Annotated in this window: 12 protein-coding genes; 4 read left to right on the top strand and 8 right to left on the bottom strand. The window is 46.9% G+C overall.

Annotated features, from left to right (window positions below; genetic code table 11):
- The first annotated feature begins 95 nt into the window (after window positions 1-95).
- A complete protein-coding gene (locus A3EU_RS0117280; RefSeq protein WP_425412701.1) occupies window positions 96-935 on the top strand; it encodes a transglutaminase domain-containing protein in 840 nt (279 codons plus the stop codon).
- 147 nt (window positions 936-1082) lie between these two features.
- Here A3EU_RS0117280 and A3EU_RS0117285 read toward each other — a convergent pair whose 3' ends face one another.
- The 7 genes from A3EU_RS0117285 to A3EU_RS0117315 form a co-directional block, all read right to left on the bottom strand.
- Entirely contained in the window at window positions 1083-3482 is a 2400-nt protein-coding gene (locus tag A3EU_RS0117285) for a zinc-dependent metalloprotease (RefSeq protein ID WP_156825803.1), read from the bottom strand.
- Window positions 3483-3797: 315 nt separating this feature from the next.
- On the bottom strand, window positions 3798-4355 hold the full coding sequence (locus tag A3EU_RS0117290) for an REP-associated tyrosine transposase (protein ID WP_020537450.1): 558 nt from the start codon (window positions 4353-4355) through the stop codon (window positions 3798-3800).
- Window positions 4356-4653: 298 nt separating this feature from the next.
- Entirely contained in the window at window positions 4654-7410 is a 2757-nt protein-coding gene (locus tag A3EU_RS0117295; protein WP_020537451.1) for an agmatine deiminase family protein, read from the bottom strand.
- Between the two features lie 267 nt (window positions 7411-7677).
- Window positions 7678-8790: an amidohydrolase family protein gene (locus tag A3EU_RS0117300; protein ID WP_020537452.1), complete on the bottom strand. Its 1113-nt coding sequence runs from the start codon at window positions 8788-8790 to the stop codon at window positions 7678-7680.
- Window positions 8791-8835: 45 nt separating this feature from the next.
- A complete protein-coding gene (locus A3EU_RS0117305) occupies window positions 8836-9645 on the bottom strand; it encodes a type 1 glutamine amidotransferase (protein WP_020537453.1) in 810 nt (269 codons plus the stop codon).
- A gap of 329 nt (window positions 9646-9974) precedes the next feature.
- Window positions 9975-10991, bottom strand: coding sequence for an ATP-grasp domain-containing protein (locus A3EU_RS0117310; RefSeq protein WP_020537454.1), 1017 nt, complete (start codon window positions 10989-10991; stop codon window positions 9975-9977).
- 108 nt (window positions 10992-11099) lie between these two features.
- Window positions 11100-11804, bottom strand: coding sequence for an esterase family protein (locus tag A3EU_RS0117315; RefSeq protein ID WP_020537455.1), 705 nt, complete (start codon window positions 11802-11804; stop codon window positions 11100-11102).
- Window positions 11805-12038: 234 nt separating this feature from the next.
- Between A3EU_RS0117315 and A3EU_RS30900 the strand changes: the two genes are divergently transcribed.
- Window positions 12039-12896 (top strand): alpha/beta hydrolase, encoded by an 858-nt coding sequence (locus A3EU_RS30900; protein ID WP_020537456.1) that lies wholly within the window; start codon window positions 12039-12041, stop codon window positions 12894-12896.
- Window positions 12897-13245: 349 nt separating this feature from the next.
- A complete protein-coding gene (locus A3EU_RS0117325) occupies window positions 13246-14466 on the top strand; it encodes a bifunctional alpha/beta hydrolase/OsmC family protein (RefSeq protein WP_020537457.1) in 1221 nt (406 codons plus the stop codon).
- A gap of 117 nt (window positions 14467-14583) precedes the next feature.
- Here A3EU_RS0117325 and A3EU_RS0117330 read toward each other — a convergent pair whose 3' ends face one another.
- Window positions 14584-15459: an energy transducer TonB gene (locus A3EU_RS0117330; RefSeq protein ID WP_020537458.1), complete on the bottom strand. Its 876-nt coding sequence runs from the start codon at window positions 15457-15459 to the stop codon at window positions 14584-14586.
- A gap of 327 nt (window positions 15460-15786) precedes the next feature.
- Between A3EU_RS0117330 and A3EU_RS33030 the strand changes: the two genes are divergently transcribed.
- Window positions 15787-18533, top strand: a 2747-nt coding sequence (locus A3EU_RS33030) for a lysyl oxidase family protein (RefSeq protein WP_245569371.1), incomplete at its 3' end; no start/stop codon positions are given.

Here is an 18533-nt window from a genome sequence, read left to right on the forward strand (position 1 = left end):
TGTTACGCGCATCTTTACTCCTTTCATTATTACTCTTTTTCGGTAGTCTATCGCTCTTGGAAGCCCAAGATTTTGCGGCTATCGACCAACACGCGATGAACTTCAAAGCCAGTGGTGACCTGTCTGCAACGACCCAACAACTGGTAGCTCCCTATACCACAGAACTGGAAAAAGCCAGAGCCATTTTTACTTATGTAGCCACTTCAATGAGCTACGATTGCAGAGAGTTTCACCGAAAACCAGAAGACAGAAAAGCACGTACCCGCTCCGAAATCTTAGAACGTGCTTTTGAGAAAAACCTTGGCGTTTGTGCAGGCTATGCCATCCTGTTTGATGAGATGTGTGAGGCCGCGGGCCTCAATGCCGAAGTCGTAGGCGGAACCTCCCGATCTGGTACACGCCGCTACAACCCAGCGCGGTTGCCCGAAAACCATGCCTGGAACGCTGTAGAGATTGATGGCAAATGGCACCTGTTGGATGCTACCTGGGCATCGGGGTATACTGACCCAGAGGCGAGTAAGTTTACGAGTTCTTTTGATGATAACCTCTTTATGCAAGCGCCTGAGGATTTCTTTCTGCGGCATTTTCCTGCCGATGAGCGCTGGCAGTTGCTGCCGGAAACACGCACGGCCGAAGAGTTTGTCAACCAACCCAATATTTTCCGTATCCCGCAAACGTGGGAGCTTTCAGACTTTTCACNAATAGAAGGTATCCTCCCCACCGGAGAAACGGCTTTAGTGTTTCGGATTCGCCTCACTGGGCCCGACAAAATGTTCCTCACCATGGGCAGCCGCCGCTATGAGATGGACCTGGATAAAGAAGGGTATTACTACTACCGTTTAGAGCGTGATGAGATACGGGGGCGCACTGTCACCCTCCGTGCATTGGAAGGCACCCGTATTCGGCCAGTGGTAGAATATCGTGTGGGAAGGTAAATGATGGTTGCTGCTTTGTAACCTAGAGTTTCTAACCCTGCTTTACAAAGCAGCAACCAGCCCGGTGCCGAAGAATGAAGGCATGGCTCACTATACCAAAGGGCTAACCTCTACCTGGTACCAGTAAGCACTTCGTCTTTTTGTAGATTAATCTATCTCCAAAGCTTCTTCAATACTCGCTTGCAAATCAAGCCAATGAGGATGGCTACCTGCTGTTAGCTTCTGTGTCATCGTCCGCTGGAGCTTTCGCAGCTCTGCCCGTGCGTAAGCCGAGATATCCGATTGCTTCACCTCCTTGTCTTCACTTTCTGTAAATTCAATAAGTTGTACCAGGTAGGTACGCTGGAGATTACGACGATAGGCATCCGGGATGTCATTGGTTCTTAACTCTGACATGATCCTTACCGTAAGGTCTTCAAATAGTTGGCCAAGTGCATAAGGATCACTCGTTCTGGCCTCATTCTCTATGACTCGGTGCAGGCGATCAACATCCATCAGCATATTCAATGCACTGGCTTGCAGGCGCTGTACTCTTTCGAGGGCACTATTAGGAGAGATACGACGAAGAATCGCTTCGTCAAGCAACCATTCCGGGGTGTTGAATATATTCTGGTTTAACCAAGCTACGGCTGAAGCTTGGCGTTTAGCAGGTACAACAGTATAGACCTCACCTTCCTGATCGGCAGTCTTGCGGTAGTCATATACACCGCCTACATTCGTAGCTACGTGGCGCGTATAACGGCCTAGCTGTGAATAGATATTACCATATAACTCTTCCAAGTCTTTAAAGGGCATACCTTCGATGTAAGACCATTCCCGTAATTCCGGGACGATGCGCTTGAGGTTGGCCAAGCCAAGGGTACTGGCTTGGATAGGGTCATCGCTCAGGTCTTCCGTTTGAGCGGAAGGGTCGTAGGTATTGCGCTTTTGGGAACCGTAACGGAAAAGAGGATTGCCCGCTCTTTCTTTTACCCAACTGTTGAGGATAGGACGCTCTGCCTCTGCATCAGCTGCTTCGGGAATCGGGCGGTATCCGTAGATGATTGACCACTCGTCGTAAGGGCCGATACGTGGATGCAAACCAGCACCTTCATCCTGAGGTTGGGCCACATAATTAAAGCGCGCATAGTCCATGATAGAAGGAGCAGTGCCCATGCGCTGGACGAAACCGGGCGCACGAAGACTGTCTACCGGATAAGCTACACTGGAGCCCATATTGTGCGGCAAACCCAGGGTGTGGCCTACCTCGTGGGCAGCCACAAAGCGAATCAATTCTCCCATAACCTCAGGCGCGAACTTTACACCACGAGCATCGGGATTGACGGCTGCCGTTTGCATCATGTACCAGTTGCGCAGGAGGTTCATTACGTTGTGGTACCAAAGTATGTCACTTTCCAAAATTTCACCAGTGCGAGGATCGTGTACGTGTGGTCCTTGTGCGTTTTGTATTTCAGTGGTAATGTAACGGATGACGCTGTAACGAACATCTTCAGGGTGCCATTCGGGGTCTTCTTCCGGCGCGGGGGCTCGCTTGCCTACAATAGCATTTTTAAAACCAGCCGCCTCAAATGTTTTTTGCCAATCATTGACCCCTTGAATAATATAGGGGGCCCATTCCTCTGGCGTTGCAGGGTCGATGTAGTAAACAATCTGCTTGACAGGCTCTACCAACTCTCCGCGTGCCCATGCTGCAGGATCTTTAGGCTCTAGCCGCCAACGGGTAATGTAGCGGCGGCTCTCGGCACGCTGTGCATCAAGGCTATAGTTGGTTTGCTCCAGCGAAAAGTACCCTACGCGTTCATCATAGAGCCTTGGTTGCATAGGCTTTTCTGGCAGACGAATAAAAGATTGATTCATCTCAATGGATAGGGTTTCCGTCAGTTGATTATCGGGAAGGTCTTTGCCGCCGTTATAGGTGAGGATATGACGCACTTCGGTATTCTCCGGGAAGCTTTTCATCCAGGAGATCATACTGCGGCCTTTGTCCAAAGCTTTTACCTTGAAACGTTCGCGCTCATTGGCTCGTAGGGCACCAATCATGGGGATGTCAGTGGTAAAGAGGCTATTGACTTCAAATACCACCGCGGTGCTGTCAGGGTTGTAAGTTGCAATAGGAAATACTTCTACGATAGGCTCAAAGTTGTTGTTTTTGACTGAACGGTAGACCGGATCTTCGAAATTGGCTACATCGTTGTAGCTAACAGAACGCAGTACCATCTGGTCGTCCTTTCGTTGCCAACGGATCACTTGTTGGGGGCGTGATTTCATACCTGCACCGCCAAAATTGAGCCCTTTGACGTGGCCGGAAATTCGGCTTACCACTAGGATTTCCTCCTCCAACATCGTGAAAGGAATCTCAAAATAATACTTGCTATCCACCTTGTGTACGGTGAAGAGGCCTTCGTCGGTCTGGGCATCAGCAGTGATGACTTCGTCGTAGGCTTTAGGGCTTTTTTTCTTGCTTTTAGCGGCTCCTTCTTCCTGGGCCGACAAATGGGTTCCCATGACGAAGATTCCCAAGAATAGGAGTATTAAGCTGTTTTTCATACTTAGCGATTTGATTACTTTGGTTGAACGATTTACACCTGAACAACTCTGAAGGAGCAAAATCGTTCACTCGTCACCAAGCTCACGCAATGAACTCCCTGGACTTTGCTGTGAAATGTTGTTAGCTGGTCGAGAGACCAGCAGAATACTGCATGTTAGTTAGGAAACTAACATGAGCGATTTTGTTTAGATGTTTTCATAAACCCTAACGCTCCTTGTAGTCCCCAGACTACAAGGATATATCCTGCTGGTCCCCCGACCAGCGAAAAGTATCAAGCAAGAAGCTGGCCAGGAGGCCAGCGAACTACCCCAAAGCTAAACCATAGAAGCCGAAATAATTTCTACCGGCAATAAGCCTTTACCTCCTGCGTAATCAATCGCGCTACTTGGGTAGTAATGATGCCTTTCAGTTACTAACCCGGCTCTAACGGGGTTTTCATGAATATAATTTATCTTTTGTAGACAATAGCTTAAGTTATTGATTTCCTTAGGGCAATTGTCCTGTTGCCAAAATTGATGGATACGATTTCTATCATTAAACTTAGCGTGATAGCTCATCACTTGTAGTAACCAATCTTTCCGACTTTCGGGTAGTTGCTTTATGCTTTTGATGATTTGGTTTGCTGTGAATTTTTTAAAATCTCTTAGTACATCTGAGAGTAAGTAGGGTGGGGCTGTTCGTGCAACTAAATGCAAGTGATTGCTCATGATAACCCACGCATTGATCGTCATTTTTCGCTGGATTTGGTAAAAGCACAAACTTTCTAAAATTATATCCCGATAGATAGCCCTGGAAAAGACATCAACCCAGCCGACAGTGGTAAGTGTTAGGAAATGAGGTTTGTGTTGATCATGGATTTTGTAAGGAGACATCTTTATCGGTTTAAATTATTATTGAATGATAAAATAGACATCTGCAATGTGCTACTTTAAAGTCCCAAAATCTGGGACTTTTGTTTTTTTGCTTGAAAAAAATGTAGGATAGGATGAAAGCTGGTCGGGAGACCAGCAGAATATTACCTGTTAGTTAGGAAACTAACAGGAGCGGGTAATTTTATTTAGGGACAAATTTTAATGCTTAAAGTATATTTTTTCAACCCTAAACCCTAACGCTCCTTGTAGTCCCCAGACTACAAGGATATATCCTGCTGGTCCCCCGACCAGCGAAAATCTACTGCTTCACCAACGGCAAAACCAGCTGTTGATCCTCATACCTCACCTGTAGCCAGTAAGCCCCTGCAGAGAGGTATTCCACCGGTAAATCCAAACGAGAAATACCTGTACGAATATCACCATTCCACTGGCTGATAATTTGCCCGGTAGGGTTACTGATGGTCAGTTCGAGACCTCGGTAGGACGCTTCACTTTCAATGATGAGTGCCGCTCTGGTATTTACGGGGTTGGGAACCAAGTTTATACTTACGGGGAGGTTACCCAAGAAGGAAGTACTGTTTTCATAATCGTAACGAACAGTGATGATTTCGGTCCAAATTTGTGCGCCTTCATTGTCGGTCACACGAGCCTGTAGGTCATAGTTGCCCCAGTTGGGCATCAGGTAAGGCATTTCATAAGGGGCCGTTAGATCACTGCCTAAAAAATCACTTCCCAGAAAAAAGTCGACCTGTACGATTTCTCCGTCGCTGTCATCTGCTTCTACGCGCATGACTTGTTGTAGGGGNCCTACACCAATGTAGAGCGTGTTGTTGGCCGGAAAGGCAACATTTGCTTGTGGTAGCGCATTAGCCACTAGTGTGATCTCATCCAGGAAGATGCTGTTGCCCTTATCACCGATACTTTCGATTTCCAGGATAAACTGCTGCCCCTCCCAAGGGGATAAATCAACGGATTCGGTACGCCAATCATTACAATTTGACGGTAGGAATCCTGGTATGTATTCGGCTACAGTTGACAATACATCCCCACCTTTGTTATAAATATTATGGTGCTGTCCTTGCTGATCTATCAGGTTGACCCTTAATTCATCAAAATGATGAGGGTGCCGCTGGGCGTAAGCTACTCCAAACTGAAGGCTTGTCTGAGTATATTCTCGCAGGTCGATGGCGGTGCGCAGGTATTCGCGGTTTAGTTTTCGTGGAGCTTCCCGGTGGGGTACTTCTAGGCATGGGCCATTACATCCGCCGTCGGCTCGCCAGCGCCATTGTACGGGAGCATTATCGGGGTTGATGATTTCCCAAGCAGTGAGGTCACCTTCTGTGAAACCCTCAAAAAAGGGGAGGAAAGCTTCTCTCACTCTGACATTGTTAGTGCGTAAGAGCGTGTCGGCTCCCAGCGGATTAGCCGCTACCAGGCGAACCAAATAATCACCAGGGGTATTGTACGTAACCGTCACTTCCTCGTCGTTCGACAATACGGGGTTTCCGCCGGGAAATGTCCAGTCCCAGGAAACGGGGCCTTCTTCGCAGTCATTGCTAAACAAGATACGGGTCCCTGGTGCCACTTCTCGCTCCGTTTGTACCCACTTGGCCACTGGTGCACTTGTCCAATCTTTTACTTGGAAATGGTAATATCCTATTGGGGCAGGCAATGGGCGCACTTGTCTTTTTCCATTGTTAGCAAACGCTTCAATGTAGTATTGTACCTCGCTGCCGGGAAGTGTTCCAGGGATTGCTGCCTGCCAAAGAGCGGGATCATCGAGGTTTCTGATCATCGGTACGGGCAGGAAAGTGGCTTCAGGCGAGGTTCTATAATAAAGGGTGGCAGTGGTAATACCCGTTTCATGGTAAATCCAGGCATCAACGGGATAGGAGTTCTGTACACCATAAACATCCCGTAGGCGAGGATGAGCAATCCATAGCGGGCGCTTCACCCCGATTAGTTTAGTGATACAATGCAGCGCTCCCAATTCATCAATAATCTCATTGCAGTTGATACCTTCCACGCGGTAGCCGGGAAAATAATCACGGTACAGCTGAAGGGCTACTTCATCCGAAGGCGCATCATAAATGGGCACCAGTATGGTTTTATTGATAAATACACTGTTGGTATAAGTACGGTAATCCGCAAACGGAGGGAATAGCCCGCCTTGCGGCGGCATAGGCAAACGCAAAATACGGTAGGGCTTGCCATAAGGCGTGCGGTAATGATTTCGTAGGTGCGACAGGTTTGCTTCTATAACCGGCCCGTCTGCCACTCCTGGTGGGTATTCACCGATGGCAATGGTCTCTTCATCCAGGGTACGCATGTGCATGTCCAGATGATGGATCGTATCAAAATTTAAACGGGAGAGAATGCGGTAATCTTCGATGCCGAAAAAAAGATGGGCATACTCGGCGATCTCTATGCCGGTTTTGCCGGAATTTTCTCGCAAAACCAAGTCACTGGAATAAGCGGTATTCACGCCATCTCGGAGGAAATTACCGCCGGAATGTGTCCAGTGATAGGGGGTTTCATCGGCATTATAGATCGGCGACCCGATATAGTCGGCTACTTCGTAAGGGATTTGATCGTCAAGGGGGCGATTAGGTCGATTGTACACGTAATCAGAAATCCCCCGCTGGTTGACTTTGTCCAGGTAAACGGTCCAAGGGCCATAGTCGCGTATCCAGACACTGTTGAAACCCGAGGGGACAAAACGGAGATTGCCCGTTGGAATTTGGGCTACAGCAAGATGAATACTAAGGGTGCTGAAATCCGGAGCGATAATATACACCAGGCATTCCTCTACGGCATAGCGAACAATCTGAGTAAGGATGCCTGTATAGTCATCATCCCAAGCGATCACCAGGCCTTCTACTTCTTCCCATTCGCCCATGGTCCGCACATTCTGTGGTGGTAGATTGGGCTGAATAAACTGCTGAAGAATATCGTCTTCAGGTGTTTCTTGATAATCAATTTGTGCCCGAAGCCCGCTTAGTGTAAGCAGACAGAACAGTAACATTACGTAGCGGAGCTGATAGAAAGCGTCCATAAGCAGAGGGGTTCAACAATCGAGTAGAATTCTAATAACTAAAACAATACACAGCAAAATATACTTCGCTGGCATCATAATCGCTACTAAATTACGAAAAACCGTTGACTTTTAGGAAGATAGGCCACCTTTCTCATAGATTTAATTGAACCATGTAAGAAATATAAGGGGTTATAAAAAAGGTACTTATAGGTTCTTATAATTCTTATATGGTTCAAAGAAAACCTCCCTTGGGTGCCCTTTGGTGGTTCAAAATCCTGCCCTATCTTACTCCTCAAATAAGCTCGCATCCAGCCCGGGAATCACCCGCAGCGCATTTTTGTAGTAGAGCTTTTTCAGTACCTCATCCGATAGATTCAGGCCATACATACGCCAGAAAGCATGGTAGCGCTTGTAGTAGGGGAAGTATTCATCATCGGATTCGAGTACCCGGAAATAAGTAGGGTATTCATTGGGTTTATAGGAATCTTTACCAAACAGTACACGATCCTGGTACTGCTCAAAGAAGCGGTTGGCCATGCGTGGTTGGCGACCTAATTCAGCGATAACGGCACCAATTTCTACCACCACATTGGGGTTGTCATCAAGGAATTGCCCCAGGCGTTCCAGGTCATTAGCATACCAGCTCATATGGGCACTGATAAAGGTAGTGCCACGGTGCTGGCGAAAAATATCGTGCGCTTCGCCGAGGATAGTCTCAAAAGGAGCAGGATTATCAGCGTCACGCTTGCGGTTGGGGCGCAACTTTAATTCGAGCCAGCGCTCGTTGTTTTCGTCATGTGGCTCCCAAAAAGAAGGAGGGTCGGCAGAGTGGATGATGACAGGAATCCCTAGTTCGCCACATTTGGCCCAGACCGGCGCGATACGAGGATCATTGATCCTGATGCGGTTACCATCCTTATCGGTATTGGTCATGCCCTGGCTCTTGTAGATCTTCAGACCACGAGCACCGATGCTCACATCAAATTCCAGTTGCTTGAGGGTGTTTTCCAACCAATCTTCTTCATCAATCGATCTAAGCTCAATATTGGTAAAACAAACGATTCTATTCTTATGCTCCGATGCATTGACATGATCCATAATGTCCTTCAGCGCCTGCCCACCACGACCACTCAGGTTGACGACGATTCCCATGTTCATGGTATCCATCTGCCGTATTAGTAAATCCAAATCCTGGGTAGCCATCCGCCAGTGGTGGCTATGCACGTCGATAAAAGGAAACTTGGCGTGCGTCACTTCCGTTTCCGGCACCACCAAAGTAGAGGGCGGATCATATTCTTCCCAATTCAGCATCAGGGAAGAATCAATGGGGGTACGCTGCGCTAGCAGGTTAATACTAGCGAGGCACAATAAGAGGGTAAGAAGACGAGTAGGGAACATAAATTTATACTTTGTGGCTAAAGTACAAATTTATGGATTAGAAATCTACACCAACACCATCTCCCCAGCCGCAATCGCCTGCTCAATAAACTGTGGCAAGATGCGGTTATAGGTATGCATAATCCGGCGCGGGTGGCGCATATCGGCCAGCATACGGTGGTATTTTTCAGCACCGTGCTCGGTGATGACGGCCTCACGGCGTTCGGGCTCGATGAAGTGAGCAATCATACCCTCAGGGTCGGCCTCAGGATGAAACTGTACACCGATCATTTCCGGCGAAAACCGGATGGCCATGATCGCTCTTTCGAGCGGTACGTGAGGGCGAATTTTTTCCAGCGCGAGAATGCTTGCGCCAAGCTCCTCAAAACGATCTTCATTGGGTTGGGTGACTTGGTAAAAGCGGAAATCTGCCGCCCAGAAGGGATTGTTTAAACCATCAAAAATATGCTCTTCTGCTCCGGCATCTGTCAGGTGTACCGGGAAGGTACCAAAAGACATGGTGCGCCGGTCGGTAACTTCTGCTAAGTTGAAAAAGTTAACCGCCATTTGATAGGAGTGGCAGATGAAAAAGACGGGCTTTTTTTCTGTCTGGTGCTGATTCCAAGTCCATACGGCCTGTAGCCAAGCGTAGTATTTGGCATCCCAATCGCCGTCGCCTTCCAATGGGTTTCCAGGGCCACCGGTAGAAAGGTAAAAATCGAAGCTCAAATCGGGTACTTCGGCTTTGCCGCGTACATCGAAAACTTCATAATCCACTTTACCAGCAAACTGCAAGACAATATCTTTGATACAGCGCATCCCCTGATTGGGAGCACCGTCATACATATCCAGAATAGCTAATCGAGCAACACTCATAATTCAACAATTTCAGTGCGTGTAGTTCATGGTTGCCATTATCTTCACTTTCTAGCGAAAATAGTGGCTTCTACCGATTTGGTAAAACCCGTTTCTTAAAGATGGCTTTAGGGAGGTTAAGGCAAGGTAAATTAAAAACAGTGATTAAGGGTAAAAGGTTGTTCAAGCAAAGGTCAGGAAAAAGCAGGTATTAATTTGAAAATCTTAGTTAGTCTATCCGACAATTAACGATTTGTATACCCGGCACTTAGTAACGGGTATATAAAGAGAATAGAGGAAACAACGGCTCTTTGTGAGCTGTCGCTTCCTCTATCGTAAGTGGCTTTTAGTTACTTCTTCTTCGCAGGAGTGCGCTTAGCTGCTGGCTTTGCGGCACGTTTAGCTGCGGGCTTCTTCGTTGCGGTAGCTGCTACATTGTTACGGATAAAGTTGCCCCAAGTGAGGTTGCTTTTTCCGTCTTTGTGCGCTTTTGCTTTTTCGATAGCGTAAGTAGCAGCAGTTTCTACTACCCATTCGAAGTTTTCGGCGCCTACAGAGCTAACTTCTGCATCCGGTGCTGGATTACAGAAGTCGATAGCGATAGGAATACCGTCACGAATAGCAAATTCTACGGTGTTGAAATCATAACCGAGGCCTCGGCAAATCGTCAGCACTAGCTCATGCATTTGCTGGCGTAGCTCGTCACTTACTTCGTGCTTGGCCGCATAGCGCAGGTGGTGAGGGTTGCGTGGTTCGTAATCCATAATCCGAACGTGTTCTCCACCAATACAGTAACAACGGAAGTAAGCATCAAACTTGATTTCTTCCTGGAGCATCATCACCAATTGCTCGGTTTCTCCGTGCTTCTCAAAAAACTCTTGGGCATTTTCCAAGCGATACACACTCTTCCAGCCACCACCCGCGTGAGGTTTCATGTAAGCTGGGAAGCCAATGTATTCGAAGATGCCTTCCCAGTCCATAGGGTAAGCCAGGTTAGAGAACGACTCGCCCGATGTATCATCAGGGTGCTGGTGAGAAGGTAGCAAAACCGTCTTTGGCACAGGCACGTCCATTTCTGTAACAGAAAGAACGTTATTGAAAAACTTTTCGTCAGCACTCCACCAGAAAGGGTTGTTGATTACCGCAGTTCCGGTAGCAGCTGCATTCTTAAGAAAGGCACGGTAAAAAGGTACATCTTGTGAAATACGGTCAATAATCACAGCGTAACCTGAAGGTTCACCTTGTACTACCTTGTCAATTTTTACTGCTTCCGCGACGATCCCTTTTTCTCCTTTGCTGTTGATACGCTCAATGAAAGCTTCAGGGAAGGAACGTTCTTTACCAAATAAAATACCGATCTTTTTCATATTGAAAAGTTGATTTCGAATTGTGTTCAAGCTCTTAAAACTAAGACTAAAGTAATGATTAGTTGCCTAACTGGAAATCAGTTCTTGCCTTGATCTCCAATCTGTAAACTACAACAAGCTGAGATAGTGAGGGAACATTTCCCGCCATAAGGGCCAGTCGTGTTTCTGCCAACCACGGACATCCAGCCAGTGGTCAATCCCTTTAGATTTCAATATTTCCGACATCTTGCGGTTGGCGTCCAGGCAAATATCCCAGTCCGAAGTACCCAAGACGATCTTCATACCCCATAATGCCGGATCATTGGCATTTTGCATAAAGTCGATAGGGTTATTGAAATAGGTATCCTGGTCGTAATAACCATCCATAAAGGTCTTGATGTCAAACGCACCACTCATGCTGAACATGTGGCTTACCTGATCGGGATGGCGAAAAGCGAAGTTAGCAGCATGATAACCGCCAAAGCTTGGTCCTGCTACCGCTACTTTATGTGTCCTCGTTTTCATCTGAAGCTGCGGCACCAATTCTTCGCTCAGGAAGCGATCGTACTGGATGTGGTTTTTAACCTTGTGCGCAGGATGAATATTTCGGTTATACCAACTGTCGGAGTTGATACTGTCAGGACAGTAGATTTGTACCAAGCCCTGTTCTACAAACCAGCGAGCAGATTCTACCAGTTTGAAGTCTTTATTTTCGTAGTAGCGCCCCATTGTAGTAGGAAACAAAACTACAGGGTAACCCCGGTCTCCGAATACCAGCATGTCGATATCACGGCCGAGATGATGAGAGTAAAATTGAATTAGTTTTTCCTGCACCGTAGAAGTATTTTAGGAAGTTCTCTGAAATTTTAGCAAAATTACTGCCTTTTAGCTTAGGTTACAAGCTATTTATTTGGTTTACAGTTGTTTAAAAAAGCATAAACCAAATAAAAAACAAGCAATTTTACGACTAATATACATTTATTCTTAATTGCCAGAATAGCACCACTTATTCTTCTCAAAAAAGATAGTTTAGTATTTGCATTTTTTTTCAATAATTCCCTTGTTCTTATGCCTGTCAGCGGTTTACGTGGATTTCTAGATGATTTTATGCAATGGTTACGGCAAATTCCGGTTTCCCGCAAACCTTTTATTGCCCATCATTTGGCTAGTGAATTCCTGGACAGAAAGGTCATTGTTGATGTGTATCATACCAATAAGTCAAAAAATCAACCGATCTTCTTTTTTCTTGATGGGCAAGATTTACGTACCATGCCGATTAGAGCAATGCAGCAGCAACTCTCGGATGAAGGTTATTCCTCTTTTACAGTAGTAGGCATTCATGCCAACGAAGCCCGTATGTGGGAATACGGCACAATCAGCCGTGCAGATTATGGTGATCGCGGGAATCGAGCACCCGAAACGGCACATTTCATCCTAGAGGAGTTGATTCCTTTTTTGCAAAAGCGATACTTCGTGAGCCAAGCTCCCAGCCAAAACCATGTTGGTGGGTTCTCCCTAGGAGCCTTGGTTGCCTTCGACATGGCCTGGCATTATCCCCAGCAATTTGGCACAGCAGGGATTTTTTCCGGCGCACTCTGGTGGCGCAGCCGCCCTTTCAATAAAAAGCTACCCGATGCTAATCGTATTTTGCACAACCAGGTCGCCGAGGCTAGCAGCCTGCCACCAGTACGCTACTGGTTCCAGGCCGGCACCAAAGACGAAGACGGTGACCGCAACCAAAACGGAATCATCGACGCTATTGATGATACCCTGCAATTGATGGACCTCCTCCGGCAGCAAGGCCAACCCGAAAGCGACCTCCATTACCTGGAGATCCCCGACGGTAGGCACGAACCTGCTACCTGGGCCGTAGCCATGCCCGATTTCTTTCGGTGGGCTTTGAGGAACGGGGCGGAAGGGTTTTAAAGGTGTAAGCGTAGGCTGTCCAATCTGGCTGGTAATTCAGGTTACGCGTGGCTTTAGCCCGCAAGGAGTTCTCTCCGTTCTAGGGGTGCGGGCTGAAGCCCGCGCAACCTGGCTGAGGGCAACTCTACCTGGCAATTTAGCCTGTCAAGAAAGCGCTAAAATCCGTCGCATCAGAAAAGCACCAGATTGGACACTCTAGGGTGTAAGCGTGTAAAGGTTTATTTGCATCCAGCAATCCAACCTGATTAACCCTTACACTTCAAAAAAGCCCAATTATCCGCCATTCGACAACTTACCTAACCAGAGATAGGTAAATTTGGCAGTAAATTTAATAGAATATCTTCTCATTATGGCCAGTACCAAAGTCTCCTTTACCAATAATACAGGGTACACCTTAGCTGCTCGTTTGGAACTTCCCGTGAACCAGCACCCGGTGGCTTTTGCGATTTTTGCGCACTGCTTTACGTGTAATAAAAATCTTACAGCAGTACGCAATATAAGTCGGGCACTCCACCAAGGGGGAATAGCCGTGTTACGCTTTGATTTCACCGGATTAGGAGACAGTGAAGGAGAGTTTGCGGATACCAATTTTACGTCCAATGTTGCTGATCTAGAGGCGGCGGCCGCTTTTCTGGAGGCACATTATCAGGCACCGTCCTTGCTTATTGGTCATTCCTTGGGTGGAGCCGCGGTTATTCATGTGGCTGATCGGTTACCTTCCGTGAAAGCCATTGTCACGATTGGTGCTCCGCATGACCCCGCTCACGTTAATCATCTTTTTGATGAAGAAGCCGAGCAAATTGTGAAAGAAGGAGCAGCAGAAGTCAATATAGGTGGACGCTCTTTCAAGGTGAAGCAGCAATTCCTGGAAGACATCAAAGCGCAGAGCCAGGAAGAGAAAATTAAGCAGCTCAATCGTGCGCTATTGATTTTACACTCGCCCCAGGATATGACTGTTCCTATCGAAAATGCCGCTAAAATATATCTGGAGGCTCGGCATCCCAAAAGTTTCGTTACCCTCGATGGTGCCGACCATTTGATGAGTCGCAAGGAAGATTCACACTATGCTGGGCAAATAATTGCGACCTGGGTACAACGCTATCTCGAAACTCCGGAAAAAGAAAAATTGGCCAGCGACCGCGATGTAGTGGTGCGTTTAGGGCAGGATGGATTTACCTCTGAAGTAATGGTGCGCCACCATAGCCTTACCGCTGATGAACCGATAGAAGTTGGAGGGAATGACTTTGGCCCAACCCCTTATGAATTACTCTCGGCCAGTCTTGGTGCCTGCACAGCGATGACGATGCAGATGTATGCTCGCCGTAAAAAGTGGGATCTTCAGGAAGTAAAAGTACACCTCAGTCATCGCAAAGACTATACCGAAGACATGAACAACCCGGAGCAAGGCCAAAGTAAAATCGACCATTTTGACCGCTTAATTGAAATGGAAGGCAGCCTCGATGATACCCAAAAAGCAAAGCTTATGGAAATTGCTGACAAATGCCCCGTCCATCGAACCCTTCACAGTGATGTAGTGGTGAAGACGGAATTAAAGGTTGGAAAAGTGTAAGGAGTAAAGGTGGGGCTCCCCCAAAAAAACAACTTTTTCGCACCAGGAGCCGGAAGTATTTGGTTTCTCCTACACCCTTACACCATTCCAACTAACCATCAACCATCAACCAAAAAATCACTCCAGCTTAAACCTCACTGGCAAATTGAACTGTACGCGAACAGGACGGCCTCGCTGCTTTCCAGGTGACCACTTAGGCGCACTGTCTGCCATCAATTGTACGACTCTTTGGGCTTCTGCGCCTAAGGTAGCTCCGGGATCACGTACCATTTCAATTTGACTCAGCGATCCATCTTTTTCGACAACAAACCGGATGACTGCGGTACCACTCACACCATTTTCCTTGGCAATAGCCGGGTATCGGACGTGCTGGCCAATGAATTGAATAAGGGCCCGGTCTGAGCATTGCCGCCTACTGGCTTCGTCTTCTAAGGCACCACAATCCCCAAATACAGGCATTTTTTCAGCAATGATGACTATGTCTGGTCCTTCGTCTTTAATCGGCGGTGGAGGTGGGATGTACTTGGGAGGCTCAGGCCGAGAAATGGTGTTAGGTGCCACAGGGGTATTGCCACGAACATCTCCACTACGAAAAGTAACGGTGTCGACCACAGGGTTAATAACGGCCTCGAATTTTGGTGGCGGCGGAGGTGGCGGTGGGGGAGGAGGATGCGTAGTGATAGGAGGGGCATTGTCTATTTCATCGTCCCACATTTCAATGGCACCAGTGATGGTGGCGTCGGGCGCTGTAAACTGTGTCCAGTTGAAGGCCAGAAAAGTGAAGGCCAGTGAGCAAACCAATCCCAGACGTAAAAATACAGGTTGATAACGGAAGACATCCACAGAGGAATATTTTGTTCGGGAACCTTGGCGATTCTCCTGCTTGCGATGGCGAAAAAGGTACCGCCCAAGAAAACCTAAGCTTAATAGCAGGAGTAGGATCATACCCGTTCCAAGCAGTACCTCGGTACCACTGAAATTAAAGTTCAGCATGATAAATGATTAATAAGTTAGAAATGAACAGAGATGTACGATAGTTACTCCTGCAGGGGATTCTTAAGTACAATTTAAAGATGCATCGTAAAAATATTTTGGTGTGTGCTTTTGTGAGGTAATTCCATAAGCCCTAGACGGTACTTTTAGCATTCTGCATCTTTCTACGGACTTTTGCCGACCCCAAAAGGCAGGAATCGCCTGAATTTGATCTAAGCCAAAAACCGTGGTGACTCCTGTTTTTTGAGTATATCTTTCAGCAATGAGACAATCACTTGGGAAAATGCAGGGATTTTCGTTTTTTTAGCAAAGCAAAACCCCATTAACATGAAAAGCTTTCTACAAACCGCTCTTTTTCTTTCTATTTGTTGTTGTACAACCATCGTAAATGCCCAGTGTTCATCAGGATTGAGTGAAGTGATCATCAATTTTGAGCCTGATGAAAACTACCTTCTGGACGATACACATTGGGAAATCTATGACGAGAATGGTATTCTTTTGGTTTCAACTAATGTGGATACTTCCTTTTGCCTGGCTTCGACAGGTTGCTATACTTTCACGATTTACGACGACTTTGGTGATGGGATGGCTGGAGGCCAAACAGGATACTATGGGCTTGCGTTTGCTGGGCAGCAAGTTGCTTCTGGCGTAAATTTTGGCTTTAGTCAAACGGCTTACTTTGGCGAAGGGTGCGAAGTAGGAAGCAGTTGTTTTTTTCCTGAAGATGCCTTGTTAGAGACGGTCTACACCGTTGGGGACGGAGAGCATTGGTATCGTTTTATACCAGACATTCAGGCAAGTTACACCATCAGTACCTGTGGTTTTGACAATGATTGCAATACCAGCATTTGGGTCTATGACCGTTGCCTAGGTTTGAGTGGTACGGATAGTCAAGAAGAAGCCATCCTGTTCAATGACGATGCTTGTGATGAGAACCAAGCCGAAATTACTGCTGTTTTTCATGCTGGTCAAACGTATTACCTGAGGCTTGGAGATCAGGGAGATGCGTGTACAGCAAGGTCTTTCGATTGGACAATTGTCTCCAATGGCGAGGTCTCAGGTTGTACAGACCCACTCTCTTGTAATTATGACCCCTTAGCAACAATAGACGATGGTAGCTGCTTGTATGGCCCTAATCCCAATTGCCCATCAGGGCCGGATTTGATCGTAAAACCAGGGGTCTTGGCGAATACCATTTATTCTACCTTGGTGCAAGGTTCAGATGGGTGCTACATTAGTGAAGGCTGTCTTCAGGGCTACGGCCTCCGGGAGGTGGTCAGGTTTACGACTCACATTCAGAATGTAGGCACGGAAGATTACGTCATCGGTGCACCAGACCCTAATAGCGGGCAGTTTGAATTTGATGATTGCCACGGCCACTGGCACCAAGAAGGATACGCAGAGTACCGGATGTATGATGAAAACGGTGTAGCACTACCTGTGGGTTTTAAAAACGGTTTTTGTGTACTGGATTTGGAATGTAATGGAGGCGGCACAGCTACTTACGGTTGCAGCTATATGGGGATTTCAGCGGGATGTGGAGATATTTACAGCTCGGGGCTCGCTTGCCAGTGGATTGATGTCACCGATCTCCCCGACGGGATTTATACCTTGGTCATTGTAGTAAACTGGGACCGTGACCCCGATCTGTTTGGTCGCGAAGAGGTAAGTTATGAGAATAACTGGGACCAGGTTTGTTTTGAACTTACCAGAAATTTAGCGGGGGCTCATTCCATCAATATTATCCCTGATTGCGAACCTTACGAAGATTGTACTGGCGTAGTACACGGTGATGCACAGCCTGATTGCTTCGGCAATTGTGATGGCGATGCTAGGTACGGTGATCTTAATGTAAACAGTATCTATGAGGTAGGAGACGTACTCTTATATCTTAATGGCATTCTTGATAATAACTTGCCTGTTTACAATTGTACAGACCTCACCAGCAATGATCAGGTGGATGTTGAAGATGCTGTTTGGCTGATGGACTGTATTTTGGTAGAAAACCAAGACGATGGCCATCAAAGCCACGCTCATTCCTGTCAGTTACCCACTATCGGTATTACTAATCCCAATCAATCGGCGGAATTTTCGCTCTTGTCTCACAATGAAGCAAGTCAGTACTTTTTGATTGGAATACGGAATCCATCTGCCGAGATCGTTGCTGCCCATTTGCAAATGGAGGGCTTGGTCGTTACAAATGTCGAAGTATTAGCAACTAATTATGACGCCTACACCTATCATCGGCCTGATGGGCAAGTCATGACTTTCTCGTACAACTTCAGCGCCATGCCAAGGAACCAAAATATTCAGCCTTTTATCCGGGTATATTATTCAGAGATCACGGGCGAAAATGTTTGCATAGGCAATATTTATACGTTGGTGAACAAATCTTTGGAACGAATAGGATCAAGTATCAGTACCCTCAATTGCTTAAGTGATCTGCTCCCGTGTTCTGAAGCGGAACCCGAAGACAGTGATAACGACGGCGTTTGTGATGATGTCGACATCTGTCCCGGAGGTGATGATACTATTGATAGTGATCAAGATGGGATGCCAGATTTTTGTGACTCCTGCCCCTATTCGGCAACAAATGATAGCGATAATGATGGTATTTGTGATGATCTAGATTTGTGTATTGGCCTAGACGATGATTCGTTTTGCCAATCCTTTAGGCTTCGTTTGAGTTTCGATAATTTTTCACAAGAAACACGTTGGGAAATCCGAGACGGCAACAACCAGATAGTAGAGATGCATGGATTCTACCCTGCTAGTAATGGAAATACGGTCATCAACGAAACCTTTTGCCTGGTAACAGGAACATATACCCTTACCGTCTACGATACTTATGGAGACGGTATGTGTTGTGGCTTTGGAGTAGGAGGTTACCAACTGATACAAGCAGATAATGGAGACGTAATTCTCGAAGGTGGAGATTTTGACCACGTAGAGAGTGGTAACTTCACGGCCACTTCTACGGGTTTTCCTGATGAAGATAATGATGGTGTATGTGATACAGCCGATATCTGTCCTGGTTTTGACGACCTAGCGGACGCTGATAACGATGGCACGCC

Source organism: Lewinella cohaerens DSM 23179 (genome assembly GCF_000379805.1).
Taxonomy (GTDB): domain Bacteria; phylum Bacteroidota; class Bacteroidia; order Chitinophagales; family Saprospiraceae; genus Lewinella; species Lewinella cohaerens.

Excerpts from the sequence above, each read along its gene's own strand:
- A3EU_RS0117285 (WP_156825803.1), bottom strand. The coding sequence starts at position 3,482 with ATGAAAAACAGCTTAATACTCCTATTCTTGGGAATCTTCGTCATGGGA.
- A3EU_RS0117290 (WP_020537450.1), bottom strand. The coding sequence starts at position 4,355 with ATGTCTCCTTACAAAATCCATGATCAACACAAACCTCATTTCCTAACA.
- A3EU_RS0117300 (WP_020537452.1), bottom strand. The coding sequence starts at position 8,790 with ATGTTCCCTACTCGTCTTCTTACCCTCTTATTGTGCCTCGCTAGTATT.
- A3EU_RS0117305 (WP_020537453.1), bottom strand. The coding sequence starts at position 9,645 with ATGAGTGTTGCTCGATTAGCTATTCTGGATATGTATGACGGTGCTCCC.
- A3EU_RS0117310 (WP_020537454.1), bottom strand. The coding sequence starts at position 10,991 with ATGAAAAAGATCGGTATTTTATTTGGTAAAGAACGTTCCTTCCCTGAA.
- A3EU_RS30900 (WP_020537456.1), top strand. The coding sequence starts at position 12,039 with ATGCCTGTCAGCGGTTTACGTGGATTTCTAGATGATTTTATGCAATGG.
- A3EU_RS0117325 (WP_020537457.1), top strand. The coding sequence starts at position 13,246 with ATGGCCAGTACCAAAGTCTCCTTTACCAATAATACAGGGTACACCTTA.
- A3EU_RS0117330 (WP_020537458.1), bottom strand. The coding sequence starts at position 15,459 with ATGCTGAACTTTAATTTCAGTGGTACCGAGGTACTGCTTGGAACGGGT.